This window comes from Streptomyces sp. SP18BB07, assembly GCF_036322545.1.
Classification (GTDB): Bacteria; Actinomycetota; Actinomycetes; order Streptomycetales; family Streptomycetaceae; genus Streptomyces; species Streptomyces deccanensis.
The window spans coordinates 1-13,696 of record NZ_JAQYWT010000356.1 but is presented as its reverse complement, the minus strand read 5'-3'; the positions used below and the strand labels follow the sequence as shown (position 1 = coordinate 13,696).

Below are 13,696 nucleotides of genomic sequence, written 5' to 3'. Positions count from 1 at the left end.
GTCACAAAAGCATCGCGTGCGTGCGGAGCTGACGTTGAGAAATCCCGTAGCGCAGACGAGGACGCTCCGACGATGCTGGGTCAGTGGCTGAACCAGACCCGAGAGACGGCCTGATGCGTCTCGAAAACTTGATCACCGGCAACCTTCACCAGTACATCGACCCCGTTGACCGCGCCTCTGTAATCGGCTGGGGACTCTTCTTCAACGTGGCGCACCAAGTGCGTGCGGTCCTCACGCTGCACCATGCCGGCGCGTGCGGCGCTGCGTCCCCCAACCGCCGGAGTGCTCTGGAGTACGCCATCACCCTTCGGTGGTGCGTGGACCAGGGCGATCGGATAGGCGACATCTACAACCGCAAGCTGCGGGGCGACCAGATCCAACTCGCCAAGGCCCTCAAGGCGGACGGGACGAAGGACCGCTACAGGGACGCCTACGAGATCATGGCGCAGACCGTGAAGACGGTCAACGAGACCATCGCGTCGGACCCCAACGAGAAGTTGGTGAAGATCGACAACCTAGTTAAGGGTTACGGCCTCACGAAGGAATGGAGCTTTTACACCGTCGAGTCCCGCTTCACCCACCCGACCCCCACCGGCGTGCAGATGTTCTTCAAGGACGATGGGGAGGCGATCCACGTCAGTCAGGCACCGATCCATGAGGAGATCGTGGCGTGCCAGCCGTACGGCCTGTGGATCCTGCACATCGCGATGCTGGCCTTCAATGAGGTGCTCACTGGCAAGCCGTGGACCGCCGAGCTTGAACAGGTCGCCAAGGAGTATGGGTTCGCCATGACGCTCCCGCAGTGGCAGGGGCCCGGAGACCTGCACGCGCAGTGATGGTCACAACACTATGGACTATCCGTGGACGGACCGCAGCCAGTCATGGACTCATACCGATCTGACCAGCAGCTTTCTCCGAGACTCAAGCGGCCTCCGGAGCCGTGTGCGCAGGTTCGAATCCTGCCGGGGGCACCTTGGATTAGGTGCCCAAAGACCCCGCCATCAGCGCTTTCGCTGAGGACGGGGTCTTCGCGTATGTGCAGGCGTGTGCCGCTGGGGGCTGCCGTATGTCGGGGGCTGTCGGCTATGCGTCGACTGGCTGCGGAACAGAAAACCGCAGGTCGAGCCGAGAGAGCGCCGAGGTACGGCTTCGCAGGTGGGAGTAGGGAACGCGGGTCCGCGCAGCAGGGGGCGACGGCGCCCAGCTATACGTCCCAAGGCTGATGCGGCGACGCTGCGGTTACGTCCTGTGGTGGACGCAGTGCATACCCTGGCCGGACGAAAGCGGTAGGGGACCGCGGAAGCATCAAGGGCACCGCACTACATGGCTGATCGAGGAGCGTGCCGCATGCCCACCATTGCTTCCCTCTCCGCCAACGGCCCCGCGAACAAGGGGCGCTTACCCGGCCGCGCTCCGGGCCGGACGGTACCCGGTGTCCCGGGCTGGGCGAGATACGCGGCCGCAGCGGTTGTTTGGGCATCTTTGCCGTCGGCGTTGTGGCGTCTCGCCGCGGTGCTGGGCATACCGCTCGGCCTGGGACAGTCCGAGTACGACGCGATGCTCATACCCGGCTGGGGCCTGCTGGTGCTGCCCCTGCTGTCGCTGGCCCAGGAGGGCTTGGCCTGGCTGACACTCGGGCTGGTGCGTCCGTGGGGTGAGGTGTGGCCGCGTTGGCTGCCGTACCTCGGAGGCCGTCCGGTCCCGGTCCTCGCCGCGGTTGTGCCGGCCGCATTCGGCGCAGTCGCCTGCAGCGTCTACGGCGTGCTTCTCGTCTGGACGACCCTGCACGCTGAAATGGACATCACGCCGTGGGGCAACTGGCTCCTGGCCGCCTGCTATCTGCCCATGGCAGCCTGGGGGCCGCTGCTCGGCGCGGTAACCGTGCACTACTACAGGCGCCGTATCCACAGGTGAAGGGCGCGAGTGCGAGCAACTCATCCACAGCTGCCGTCCGCGAACCCCAAGACACCCGGACCAGAGTCCGGGTGTCGTCATGCCGGTGGGTCCAACGCAGGTAGGTCGAGATCTGGTCTCGTCCGGGTGCCGGTCTCCTGGCCGTCGTCGCCGCCGAGGAGTTCGGCGATCCTGCGGTTGGCGACCGTCGAGGCACTTGGCGTACCGACTCAGCAGTGGTGACGCCACCTGCTCCGGCGTGAGCGCCAAGTGCCAAGTGCCAAGTGCCAAGCTTCGTCCCAGACACGCCAGTACGTTGTCGAGGCGACCACTCCCCCGCCGTCGTTGGCGAACAACCGGCCGTCCTTGGGCGTGCCGAACTCGTCAAGGAGGGCGAGAAGCATCGGTCCCCTTGATGGTCAGCCATTCACAGGCGGCGGTGATCATATGCGTCTCGGCTTGAATCGCGAGGCCCGGAAGTCACCCGGGCGTCTTGGATCCTGACGTTGAAGTCACGGTTCCGCCAATGCCGTGCGAACTGGCGGCCAACGGCGCGCATCGGTATCGGGCCGAGAGGGGCGGGCGGTTTACCGAGGGTCGCGCGGCGTACATAGTGAATCCTGCGCCCGTCCCGGCAGGCGCATGCGGAGGGGAAAGCCGTGGTGCGCTACGTTCACCATCAATTGGCGACGATCGTTGAGGTGGGGGTCGCCATGGCCGTCACTGCGCCTGTGGTCTTCGGCGTGCGTGGGCTACAGCAGGCCGAAAGCGGCAAGGTACTTCCCCTTTTGAGTATTTTGGGAGTCAGCGCGCTCTTCGGCCTGCTGGCGGTTTCTTCCCGGTCGCACTGGCTGGGCGGCGAGAAGCTCGATTTCGAGAGCGCAGTCCCCCTGGCCAATCCCGAGGCGATGCTCCCCGCCCCGCGTGAGTCCATGCGCCGCAGCTTCGCCGCACCCTTCGTTGTCGTTGTCGCGCTGCCGTCCCTGATTTTCGGTCTGCTCTGGGGTCCCTGGGCCATCGGTTGGGGGCTCTTCTTTGTACCGGAGCGGATCGTCAAGGGCGTTTACATCTTCTTCTGGGAGCGACGCCACGGCGTACTCCTGTGGTCTGGAAAGGCCAAGGAACAACCCTTGGGCAAGGGCCAGTTCCTCTACTCCTCACCACGGATAGCGACGTCCGGGTGACCTTTTGGGAAGGTCTGGTGGAACTGGGCCGACCGCCCGACGTCCGACCGTCCGACCGCCGAGCTGGAGTTCTGCCCCTACCCGGATCTGATGGACGGCTGACATCAACGGCTGACATCAACGGCTGACATCGACGACGCCGGACGGGGGCATACACCGAGGCCATCGCATCATGGGTGCATGCTGCTGCAAGGGGAACCGGCCCTGGTGGACAGGGTATTGCTGGTGAACGAGCTGCGTTTCGATCCAGACGCCATTTACGAGCTGGACCGTCCTCTGCTGCTCATGCCCGGAGACCAAGTGCACCGCCGAGGTCAACGAGTGATCGTCAAGCGCGCGGCCGGGACAATGGAGGCGCCAGTCGGCCGCTGGGAGCCATGGTGCTGGGAGTGGCGCCTTCTCTGACGAGCGCACCTGTACGCAGCTCGTTCAGGGAGCCGCACCACAACCGCACCAGATCGAGAGCGGGGAGCAGCGAGGAGCAGCGGGGAGCAGCGGGGAGCAGCGGGGGAACCACGGTTGAGGTCCAAGACGGGGCGCGTCGAGGGCTGGGCGTCCCTGGGCCGTCCGCGGTTTCTTGACCTGCGGACGGCCCCGGCCGGTGGGCAGTTACGGAAGGTCGCTGTCGCCTCCAAGGTTGGTGATCATCCGGCGGAGCACGTTCAAGGTGGTCACATAGTCGGCCGTCTCCACGCCGTTGTGCATCTGCTCGTGGACCTTGAGGTTGCGGTCCCTCGCACGCTGTCGTCCCTCTTCGCCAGCCTCGGTGAGGGTGAGGCCGCCGCCAAGCTCCGCAATCCAGCCGCGGGAGGCAAGGTCGGCGTAGACCGCCTCGAATGCGGTGTCCTGGCGGTCAAAGGGGGAGAGCTTGACGGTCAGGGAGGCACGGGTCCACTGTCCGGGGGCGCCGGCAACATGGTTGAGGATCCACCAGTGCGGTTGCGTGAGCCCTTCCTCGGCGAGGGCGGCACGTATGCTGCCGACGATGATCTCGTTTGCGACCCCACTCCAGTAGCCGATGGGCTGGGCGGCAAGCTGATCCTGCGAGTACTCCTTGATCGTCATGCCAGGAACGTAAAACCTGAAGCGCAGTTGAGGTCAACAGTCGACATCGAATCCTGACATCAACGGCGGTGAATGACCGTGCATCGCAAGGCTGGGTCGTGGAGTCAATCCGCGCCGACCGGAAGCCGCTGAGTAGCGTAAGGACGGCGCAAAGACAGCAGGCGTATCGAATCCCTGAAACGGTGCTCTGCCAGCCGTGGACCGTTCGTGGACTCATCCCGCCGCATCTGCCACGTGCAGGTTCGCATCCTGCCGGGGGGACCTTGTGTGAGATGTCCGGAGATCCCGCCGTCAGATTTTCGGCGAGAACGAGGTCTTCGCGTATGTGCGGGTGGCCGTATCAGCTGTGGGCAATCGAGCAACGGTCTGTCGTCGCTGAAACTCACTCATGAATGGTGCCGTTCGGACAGTTTGGGCCCTCGTGGCATTGCGGTGCCGGAGCCTACTGGCAAGTCCTCGATCACCATGCCTCGCGACATCGCCGAAGCCGCCAGAGCCCGTAGCGGACCTTCCGGTCTCTCCGCCTACGTGGCTGCCGCGGTGGCCGAGGAGATCCAGCCTCTGCGCGATCGTGCGGTCACTGGCCGGCTTGGCCTCGCCCGCGGCGACGACCTTCGAGTGATCACCTCTGCGGCCACCCTCGTCGAACCGGTCACCGAACCCATCGCACGCCGTGCCGCCGCCCTCCTCTCCGACGCCGGCCTGCATGGGCACACGTACGCCGTCGATGCCATGTTCGGCGCCACCGCCCTGGCCGCCCCGAGCCCGGTCACGATCCTCACCTCGGATCCCGAGGACATCGCCGTGCTGTGCGGCCGGGCGTCAGGGGGACGTGCGGCGGGCCGGTGGGGTGAAGAGGTAGAGGTCGAGGATGGGGGGCATGGGGGCGATGCCTGGGCCGCCGGATTGGACCCAGGTGGCTATGTCCTCGGTGGCGTCGGGGTCGTTGACCAGGCCCAGCCAGACGGGGCGGGCGCCTGCGGCTCGGCCCGCGGCGGAGGGTTGGACGACGATCACGTTGGCCTGGTCGCAGGCGTCCAGGCACGTGGAGATGCGGGTGGGGACGAGGGACTGGAGGCGGGCGGTCTGGGACTCGTGGTCGACGCCGGGGAGTTTGGGGGTGCCGCAGCAGCAGTCTCGGCAGACCGTTACCCGGCAGGGGGTGGGGCCCGAGTTCAGTCGGTTGCGGGTCACCTGAGTGCCGGGTGGGTGGGGGTGCGGTGCGTCATCCGGTGGCCTCGTCGGGGGTGGGGTGAACTGGGCTTTCGCGGCGGGAGTTTACTCGCCCCGCCTCCCCTACCCATCCCGTCACCAGGGACTCCGCTCCTTCGACCCCGGGCATCGGCCCACCGGCCACCGGTCCCGGCCACCGGTCCCGGCCGCCGATCCCGGCCGCCGATCCCGGTCACGGTCGTAGCCTCCGGCCAGAAAGAGGTCGGCGGTGATCGCGGAGGGTTCCGTACCTCCGACTGCGGGGTCCAGGAGCCGTGGACCAGGCGCGCCGAGTTTGTGTGGTCGGCGATCGTGTCGGGGAGGGTGATCTTCCAGTCGCGGATGCGGCTGTTGAGGGTCTCCAGGGCCGGGGGCACCGCCTCCGTCGCCCCGAAGACGTCCCGGACGGTGATGCCTTGGACGTGCAGGGGGCGGGAGAGGCGGAAGAGGATCTCCGGTCGCATGCGCGGGGCGGCGCAGTAGCGGGCGGCTCGGGCCGTGGTGCCGTCCTCGTGGAGCGTGTCGTCGAGGAGGTGCCTGAAGTCCGGCTCGTCCAGCCCCGCGAGTTTCTGCATCGCGGCTGCCGTCAGGCCTACCGGGTGAACGAGCGCCACCACTCGATCGCGATCGCCGCCGTGCGGGGGCTGCCCATCGACCCCGTCCGCACCCGGGTCCAGCACCTGAACGTGCAGGTGGCGAGCCTCGACACGTCGCCCGCAGCTATCAGCGGGTGTGCGAACTCGGCTTCGACATGGCCCTGTCCGTCGGCCGGCACACCAACGACAGGGAGGTGTCGTACTACGCCCGTACGCCGTCGGGCTTCGAGTGGGAGGTGGGCTGGAACCCGATCGTCGTCGACGAGTCCACCTGGGAGCCCAGCACCCACCAGGGCATGTGTCTGGGGGCACCGGCCGGTCGGGCGGACCATCGTCGACAAGCTCGAACAGTTCCGGCTGGGCGCGCGGTCGCCGGCACGGGTGGAGAGCACCGTGCCCGCGCTGAGCGGGGCGGGCGTCCCGGACGACTGAGGCGCTGCATCACGGCCGGGGCAGGGGCTGTTCGGTCCAGATGGTCTTGCCGTCGGGGGTGTAGCGCGTGCCCCAGCGTTCGGTGAGCTGGGCCACGAGGAAGAGGCCCCGGCCGCCCTCGTCCTCCGTGCGGGCGCGGCGCAGCCGGGGTGAGGTGCCGCTGCCGTCGTAGACCTCGCAGATCAGGGCGCGGTCGCGCAGCAGCCGGAGCTGGACCGGGCCGGTGGCGTGGCGGATGGCGTTGGTGACGAGTTCGCTGGCCACCAGCTCGGTGGTGAAGGCCAGTTCGTCCAGGCCCCAGGCCGCGAGCTGCCCGGTGACGGCCTCCCTGGCACGGGAGACGACCGCCGGGTCGCTGGGCAGGTCCCACTGGGCGACCCGTTCCGGCCCCAGCGTGTTCGTGCGGGCGACGAGGAGGGCGACGTCGTCGCAGGGTCGGGCCGGGAGCAGGGCGTCGAGAACCGCCTCGCAGGTGTCCTCGGGGGCGCGGTCGGAGCGGGCCAGGACGGTACGGAGCCGGTCGAGGCCGGTGTCGATGTCGCGGTGCCGGTCCTCGACCAGGCCGTCGGTGTAGAGGACCAGCTGACTGCCCTCGGCCAGTTCGAGTTCGGCAGTCTCGAAGGGCATGCCGCCGAGGCCCAGCGGGGGCCCCGAGGGCAGGTCGACGAAGTCCACCGTCCCGTCCGGGGCGACGACCGCCGGCAGCGGGTGCCCGGCGCGGGCGAGGGTGCAGCGCCGGGACACCGGGTCGTAGACGGCGTACAGACAGGTCGCGCCGACGATGCCGGAGTCCTCGTGGGTGTTCTCCACCGCCCAGCCCTCGCCCCGGTCGAGGCGGCCGACGAGGTCGTCGAGGTGGGTGAGCAGTTCGTCCGGGGCGAGGTCGAGGGCGCAGAAGTTGTGGACGGCGGTGCGCAGTCGGCCCATGGTCGCGGCGGCGTGCAGGCCGTGGCCGACGACGTCACCGACGACGAGGGCGACGCGGGCTCCGGAGAGCGGGACGACGTCGAACCAGTCGCCGCCGACGCCCGCCTGGGCCGGGAGGTAGCGGTAGGCGACCTCGACCGCGCTCTGGTCGGGGCGTCCGCGCGGCAGCAGGCTGCGTTGCAGGGCGAGGGCGGTGTTGTGCTCGCGGGTGTAGCGGCGGGCGTTGTCGATGCAGATCGCCGCGCGGCCGACCAGTTCCTGGGCCAGCGACAGGTCGTCGTCCTCGAACGGGGCGGGCTGCTCGGAGCGGTAGAAGCTGACGACGCCGAGGGTCGCGCCGCGGGCGCGCAGCGGCACGGTGATCAGGGAGTGGATGCCGGCGGCGAGGGCGCGCTCCAGCCGGGCCGGGTCCTGGGCGAGCCAGCCGCCCGCCTCCGCGAGGACGGGTTCCAGCACCGAGCGGCCGGTCTCCCAGCTGCGGGCCTGCGGGGTGGAGGGGACATAGCGCACCGGGTCGCCGACCTCGTACAGGTGCGACTCCTCGTGTACGGCGCTCAGCGCGACCCTGCGCAGCCGGGTGCCGGGGCCGAGGGGCTCCGGCTCGTCGCCCAGCAGGACGGAGACGGGCAGGTCCACGGCCGCGAAGTCGGCGAAGCGGGGGACGGCCACGTCGGCCAGTTCCTCCGCGGTACGGGTGACGTCGAGCGTGGTGCCGATGCGGACTCCGGCGTCGTGCAGCAGCTCCAGCCGGCGACGCGCGAGTACGGCGAGCCGGCCGACCCCGGGTTCACCGACGAGGAGCAGCCAGGAGTCGGGGGCGGGGTCGAGGGTGGGGGTGGTGGGGGTGGGGGTGGAAGTGGGGGTGGGGCGCGAGGGTGCTTGTGGGGTCGGCGGTGGGGTCGGCGGTGGGGTCGTTGGTGATGTGGGCGGTGGTGTGGGCAGTGCTGTTCGCGTCGGGCGGGGGTGGAGGGGTGTGGGGGCGCGGGGGCGGAGGAGGACGGTCGGGGGTGGAGGGGCGGTGGTGGGGCGGGGGGTTGGGGAGGGGTTGGGGCGAGGGGGCGGCTGTGGGCTAGTGGGCAGAGGAGGCGCGGGGGGCAAGGGTGCCGTCCCGGTCGCGACGCGATGGGGGCGTGGTGGTTCCGGCGGGGCTTCGGGGGGCGTGGTCAGTTGCGTGTGGCGGAGGTGGGGGCCGCCCAGGACGCGGGCCTCGACGACGACGCCGGTCTCGCCCGACTCGCTCATGATCGGGCGGCGCAGGAGGGTGGCGACGCGGTTGCCGGAGAGGGTGACCTCGTCGAGGGTGCGGTGGGGCGAGGCGATGAGTTCCTCGGCCTTCTCCCGGAGGAGGGCCAGGTCGACGCGCCCGAGGGGCTCGGCGTACCGGCCGTCGCCGCCCCACGCCGAGGGTGGGCGCTCGGGTTGGCGGGGCCAGATGTCCGTGCCTGTGACTGCTGCTCCGCCGGAAACCGCGCCCGCACCCGCACCTGTCACTGGAACCGGGCCCGGGCCCGGGCCTGCGGCGGCGCGGGCGGCCCGGCGGTAGGCGGCCAGGAGTGCCCGCTCGCGTTCCGTGGCCTGCTCCAGGAGGGCGGCCTCGATGTCGTGGGCGGCCTCTCGGACGAGCCGCAGCATGGCGGGGTCGCCGTCGTCGCGCAGGCAGGTGAGGTCGAGGACGGCCTCGACGCGGCCGCTGAGCGGGTTGCGGACGGGGGCGCCCGCGCAGGCGAACGGGGAGAGGCAGTCGGCGAAGTGCTCCCGGCCGAGGACGAGGACGGGTTGCCGCTCGGCGAGGGCGGTGCCCACGCCGTTGGTGCCCGCGGCGGCCTCGGAGGCGCAGAAGCCGGGGGCGAAGTTCACCTCGTCGAGACGGGTGAGGAGCTGTCGGTCGCCGCCGTGCCGCTGGACCATGCGGGCCTGTCCGTCGCAAAGCACGACGGTCATGCTGACGTTCGCGAGGGAGGTGGTGAGCTGGGTGAGCACCGGGTCGGCTGCCCGCAGGAAGGGGTCCTCCATGGCGAGATCGGGCACGAAGGGGATCAGCAGCCGGTGGGGTTCGAGGCCGGCGGAACGGCAGCGCTTCCAGGAGTCGAGCACCGGGTCGCGGACGTCGGAGTCGACGTGCGCGCCCGTGAGGAAACGTTCATGGGCATCGACGAGACCGCCGATGTCGTCCCAGGAGACGGACAACGGGCTCACTTCCCTCACCTGTGCACGACCCGCCGCACCCCACCACCGGACGCACCCACGGGCCGCCTGCCAGGCGCTACAACCCTAGACCTTGAGTGACGCACATCACAATGGAGGGGGATTGGATGGGCCGAGGCCGGCGGGCGGTCGCCGAAGGCGAGCGCGGGGCCCTGCGACGGGGGGTCAGGGAGTGACTTGTGTCTCATGTGGGGTGGTGGGGTTCCGGCCGGTCTCGGCGGCGGAGTCGCTGCTGGGAAGCGGTGTCGTCGTTCTGGCGGTGGCAGGAGTTCGGGCGGTGCATACCGGGGAGTCATTTGGGGTGGGAACGGTCCTGGGGTTCCCTTCGTTCTTGACTTGCCCTGCCTCCGTCGGTGCGGTCCCCCGCCGTACCGACGCGACGCGGAAGGACGACGTGCCCTTTGTTCCCGCTCCCGCTCGACGCGCCGCCCCCCTCGGGGCCCACCCCGCCCCCGGTCCCCGACCCCCTCACCCTGATACCCAGCCCGGCCCGCCCCGTGGACCTCACCCGGGTTTCGAGTCACGCCACACCCACGGCTGACGACCGCGCGGTTCCCACGAACCCCGAGAACCCCACGAACGCGACGGCGCCCACCGCCCCGTCGTGCGATCCCACCTGCGACCCCTCCCCCGCCCAGCCCACCGGGCTCGTCGCGCTTCTCCCCCGCAGGGTCCGGGCGCTGCTGCCCGCCCGGACGGCCGCCAATGGCCGACGGCTGCGGTTGGCCCTCGCGCTGTTGCCGTTGGTGCTGCTCGGCGCCTGGGCGGCGTTCGACTGGCGGACCGTGCACGGCGGGGCGGTCCGGCTGGCCTCGGCCGATCTGCGATGGCTGCTGGCCGGGGTGTTCTTCACCGCCTTGTGCTCGGTGGCCTCCGCGTGCGTACGGCAGGGGGCTGTGCCGGAACGGCTGCCGCCGGGCCAGCTGCTGGCGACACAGTTCGCGGCCGGGGCGGCGGGTCACGCGCTGCCGGGCAACATAGGCGCCCACGCCGTCGTCCTGCGCTTCCTGCGCCGCCGGGGCATCCCCCTCGCCCGGGCCACGTCGTCGCTCGCCCTGTACTCCGCGGTCAAACCCGTGGCCAAGACCCTGGTGATCGTCGCCTTCGTCGTCGCCTTCCCGGGCACGCTCCGCCTGACCGAACTCCTCCCGAAGGGCGAGACGCTCGCCCTGGTCGGTGCGATCACCGGCGTCAGCCTCGCCGCCGTGGTCACACTGATCACGACCGTACGGCCGTTGCGGCGTCCGTTGATCGGAGGGCTGCGTTCCGCCCTCACGGACACGCGGATCGTGCACAGCCGTCCCGTTCGCGCGCTCGCCCTGTGGGGCGGGGCCGCGGCCTTCCCGCTGTGCCAGGGGGCCGTACTCGCCTCGGTCGGCTCCTCGCTCGGGCTGCCCGTCTCCTGGCCGCAGATGCTCTTCGCCTACCTCGTCGCCAGTACGGCCGCCGGGGCCGTGCCCGCGCCGGGCGGCCTCGGTCCGATGGACGCGGCGCTCGTCTTCACCCTGGTCGCCTTCGGCGCGCCGGCGACCCTCGCCACCACCACGGTCATCGGCTACCGCGTACTCACCGTCTGGCTCCCCCTCCTGCCGGGCACGCTCGTCCTCTCGGCGTTGGTGCGGGCGAAGGTGCTCTGAGCGGAGCGCGGGGGCGCGCGGCGCGCTCGACGGGCGCGTGGTGGGCGGTCGACGTGCGCGTACGAGCGCCGGGTGGTCGTCGGGTTGACGGCTCCCGGCGGCGGAGGGGGTGGCAGTGGCAGTGGCGGGATGCCGACATCAGCCGCCGCCGCAGGGGGGCGCCGGGGTGTGGGTCGCGGGGTGGGGGCGTGGGCCTTGGGGTCGTGGGCCCCGGGGTCGTGGTCCGGAAGTTCGTGAGCCGTGAGGCCGTGAGGCCCCGGGGGTGCCGCGCGGGATGGGCTTGTGGGGCACCCTCCTACGACACCCCTCATGCGCCCTCTCCTGCGCGCCCTCCTACGACGCCCCTCGCGTGCCGCCTCGTATGACGCCTCACCGCAGTCCTCGTGCGATGCCTCGCGCCCCGCCCCTCGTGGGTGCCCCGTGCGAACCCTCATGTGACGCCTCGCCTGTCGCGGTCGTGGGGGTGCAGTAAGCAGTTGAAGCGGGAACCATCTCTGGGGCAGGAGATCGGGCGGGGCTGGGCAGGTCGGGGAGGGCGTGTGTCGTATTCGGTGGGGCGTCGGGTGGTCGTCACGGGGCTGGGGGCCGTCACCCCGCTCGGGGTGGGCGTGGGTGAGTTGTGGCAGGGCCTGTTGGAAGGGCGTTGCGGGATACGGGAGCTGGACGGGGAGGAGTTCGCGGAGTTACCCGTGCGGGTCGCGGGGACGGTGCCGGTGGATCCCGCCGAGCTGCTCCCTCGGCCCCGCGCCCGGCGCATGAACCGGGCCGCGCGGTTCGCCGTACTGGCGGCGCGGGAGGCGTGGCGGGACGGGGGCTTCCCTCCTGGCGGTACGGCGGACAGCGGCCTCGACGCGGGGCGGGTCGGGGTGTCCGCCGGGGCGATCCTCGGTGACGCTTCGGTGCTCGTCGCCGGCGACCGGCAGTTACGGGACCGGGGGCCACGCGGTGTCTCCCCGCTCACGACGCCGATGTGCGTGCCCTCGCAGGCGGCGTCGCAGATCTCGTTGGACCTCGGTATCACCGGGGAGGCCCGGACCGTCACCAGTGCGTGTGCCTCCGGGACCGAGGCGATCGGGCAGGCGGTCGACCGGATCCGGTACGGGCGGGTGGACGTGGCGCTCGCGGGCGGGGCCGAGGCGGTGGTGACCCCGGCGATCATGGCGTCCTTCGCGGCGATGCGGGCGTTGTCGCGGCACGGGCTGGACGAGGGTGGGGCGAGTCCGTCCCGGCCGTTCGCGAAGGACCGGGACGGGTTCGTGAACGGCGAGGGGGCGGCGTTCCTGCTGCTGGAGGCGGAGGACCACGCCCGGGCTCGTGGGGCCCGGGTCTACTGCGAGGCGGCGGGGTGGGGGCTGTCCGCCGACGCGCATCACATGGCGGCGCCCGATCCGTCGGGCTCGGGGGTGGCGCTCGCGCTGCGGCGGGCGCTGGAGGACGCGGCGGCGGGGCCCTCGGACGTGGTTCACGTCAACGCGCACGCCACCGCCACGGTCGACGGCGACCTCGCGGAGGCGAACGCGCTGACGGCGGTGCTGTCGGGGCGGCGGGTGCCGGTGACGGCGCTCAAGGGGCACCTCGGGCATCTACAGGGGGCGGCCGGGGCGGTGGAGGCCCTTGCCACCGCGCTCACGCTCCACCACGGGCTCATCCCGCCGACCATCGGCTGCGCCGACCAGGACCGCGCCATCACCCTCGACCTCGTCACCGCCGCCCCGCGCCCCCTCCCATCCGACGGCGACCTCGCCCTCACCAACTCCTTCGGCTTCGGCGGCCACAACGCGGTCCTGGCCCTACGCCGCACGTAGCCCTCCGGGCAGGCGAGCCGAAAAGGGTCCCGCGCATCCGGCCGTCTCGGCACCGCCGACCTCCACCGCCGTGGCTGAGCGCCGCTGCGGCGGAGTGGGGGATCGGCAGAGTACGGACTCCGCAGCGTATGAGCCGACAGAGGAGGGATCGGCGGGGTGCGGGCTCGACAAAGGGACAGCGCGGCGGGGTCAGGGCTCGGCAGAGTGCGGGGTCGGCAGAGGCAGGGCCCGGCGGAGAGAGGTCTCGGCAGGGACAGCGCGGCGGGGGTCAGGGCTCGGCGGAGGGCGGGCTCGGCACAGGGCGGGCTCGACAGAGGGCGGGCTCGACAGAGTGCAGGTCGGCGGAGCGCAGGTCGGCAGAGCGCAGGTCGGCACAGGGCTCGGCAGAGCAAGGACTCGGCAGAAGGCCGGCGGACAGCAGCCGAGCCAAGGGCCGGCGGGCAGCAGCGGAGCCGGGGGCCGGAGTCAGGGGCGGAGTCGAGCGTCGGAGTCAGGGGCGGAGCCGAGGGCCGGAGCCAAGCGTCGGAGTCAAGGGCGGAGCCGAGGGCCGGAGCCAAGCGTCGGAGTCAAGGGCGGAGCCGAGGGCCGGAGCCAAGCGTCGGAGTCAAGGGCGGAGCCGAGGGCCGGAGCCAAGGGCCGGAGTCAAGGGCGGAGCCGAGGGCCGGAGCCAAGGGCCGGAGTCAAGGGCGGAGCCGAGGGCCGGAGCCAAGGGCCGGAGTCAAGGGCGGAGCCGAGGGCCG

General features: G+C 71.1%; 9 protein-coding genes and 3 pseudogenes. 8 read left to right on the top strand and 4 right to left on the bottom strand.

The window, feature by feature from the left end:
• Positions 1-83: 83 nt before the first annotated feature.
• The 4 genes from PUR53_RS37025 to PUR53_RS37005 all read left to right on the top strand — a co-directional run bounded on the left by PUR53_RS37025 (position 84) and on the right by PUR53_RS37005 (position 3,482).
• Complete coding sequence (locus PUR53_RS37025; protein ID WP_329911251.1) at positions 84-836, top strand: DUF5677 domain-containing protein; 753 nt, start codon at positions 84-86, stop codon at positions 834-836.
• A 511-nt stretch (positions 837-1,347) separates the two neighbouring features.
• Entirely contained in the window at positions 1,348-1,914 is a 567-nt protein-coding gene (locus PUR53_RS37020) for a hypothetical protein (protein ID WP_329911249.1), read from the top strand.
• Positions 1,915-2,552: 638 nt separating this feature from the next.
• The gene (locus tag PUR53_RS37010) at positions 2,553-3,077 is read left to right on the top strand and encodes a hypothetical protein (protein ID WP_329911248.1); all 525 of its coding nucleotides are present in this window, start codon (positions 2,553-2,555) and stop codon (positions 3,075-3,077) included.
• A 180-nt stretch (positions 3,078-3,257) separates the two neighbouring features.
• Entirely contained in the window at positions 3,258-3,482 is a 225-nt protein-coding gene (locus PUR53_RS37005) for a hypothetical protein (RefSeq protein WP_329898383.1), read from the top strand.
• Between the two features lie 204 nt (positions 3,483-3,686).
• On the opposite strand, the gene PUR53_RS37000 is transcribed toward PUR53_RS37005, so the two are convergent.
• Complete coding sequence (locus PUR53_RS37000) at positions 3,687-4,142, bottom strand: MarR family transcriptional regulator (RefSeq protein WP_329911246.1); 456 nt, start codon at positions 4,140-4,142, stop codon at positions 3,687-3,689.
• Between the two features lie 465 nt (positions 4,143-4,607).
• Between PUR53_RS37000 and PUR53_RS36995 the strand changes: the two are divergent.
• Positions 4,608-4,958, top strand: a pseudogene (locus PUR53_RS36995) (DNA-binding protein); the annotation flags it as partial.
• 6 nt (positions 4,959-4,964) lie between these two features.
• Here PUR53_RS36995 and PUR53_RS36990 read toward each other — a convergent pair.
• Together PUR53_RS36990 and PUR53_RS36985 are read right to left on the bottom strand one after the other, a co-directional pair.
• Positions 4,965-5,336 (bottom strand): (2Fe-2S) ferredoxin domain-containing protein, encoded by a 372-nt coding sequence (locus PUR53_RS36990; protein WP_329898381.1) that lies wholly within the window; start codon positions 5,334-5,336, stop codon positions 4,965-4,967.
• Complete coding sequence (locus PUR53_RS36985; protein ID WP_329911244.1) at positions 5,333-5,929, bottom strand: hypothetical protein; 597 nt, start codon at positions 5,927-5,929, stop codon at positions 5,333-5,335. The genes PUR53_RS36990 and PUR53_RS36985 overlap by 4 nt, the downstream gene beginning before the upstream one ends.
• A gap of 21 nt (positions 5,930-5,950) precedes the next feature.
• On the opposite strand from PUR53_RS36985, the pseudogene PUR53_RS36980 reads away from it, so the two are divergent.
• Positions 5,951-6,382 (top strand): annotated as a pseudogene (locus tag PUR53_RS36980) (VOC family protein); the annotation flags it as partial.
• Positions 6,383-6,391: 9 nt separating this feature from the next.
• Here the strand turns inward: PUR53_RS36980 and PUR53_RS36975 are convergent.
• The gene (locus PUR53_RS36975) at positions 6,392-9,505 is read right to left on the bottom strand and encodes a SpoIIE family protein phosphatase (protein WP_329911243.1); all 3,114 of its coding nucleotides are present in this window, start codon (positions 9,503-9,505) and stop codon (positions 6,392-6,394) included.
• Positions 9,506-9,915: 410 nt separating this feature from the next.
• Here PUR53_RS36975 and PUR53_RS36970 point away from each other — a divergent pair, with 410 nt between their 5' ends.
• Positions 9,916-11,151, top strand: a complete 1,236-nt coding sequence (locus tag PUR53_RS36970) for a lysylphosphatidylglycerol synthase transmembrane domain-containing protein (RefSeq protein WP_329911242.1) — start codon at positions 9,916-9,918, stop codon at positions 11,149-11,151.
• Between the two features lie 554 nt (positions 11,152-11,705).
• Positions 11,706-12,956, top strand: a pseudogene (locus tag PUR53_RS36965) (beta-ketoacyl-[acyl-carrier-protein] synthase family protein); the annotation flags it as partial.
• Between the last annotated feature and the right edge of the window lie 740 nt (positions 12,957-13,696).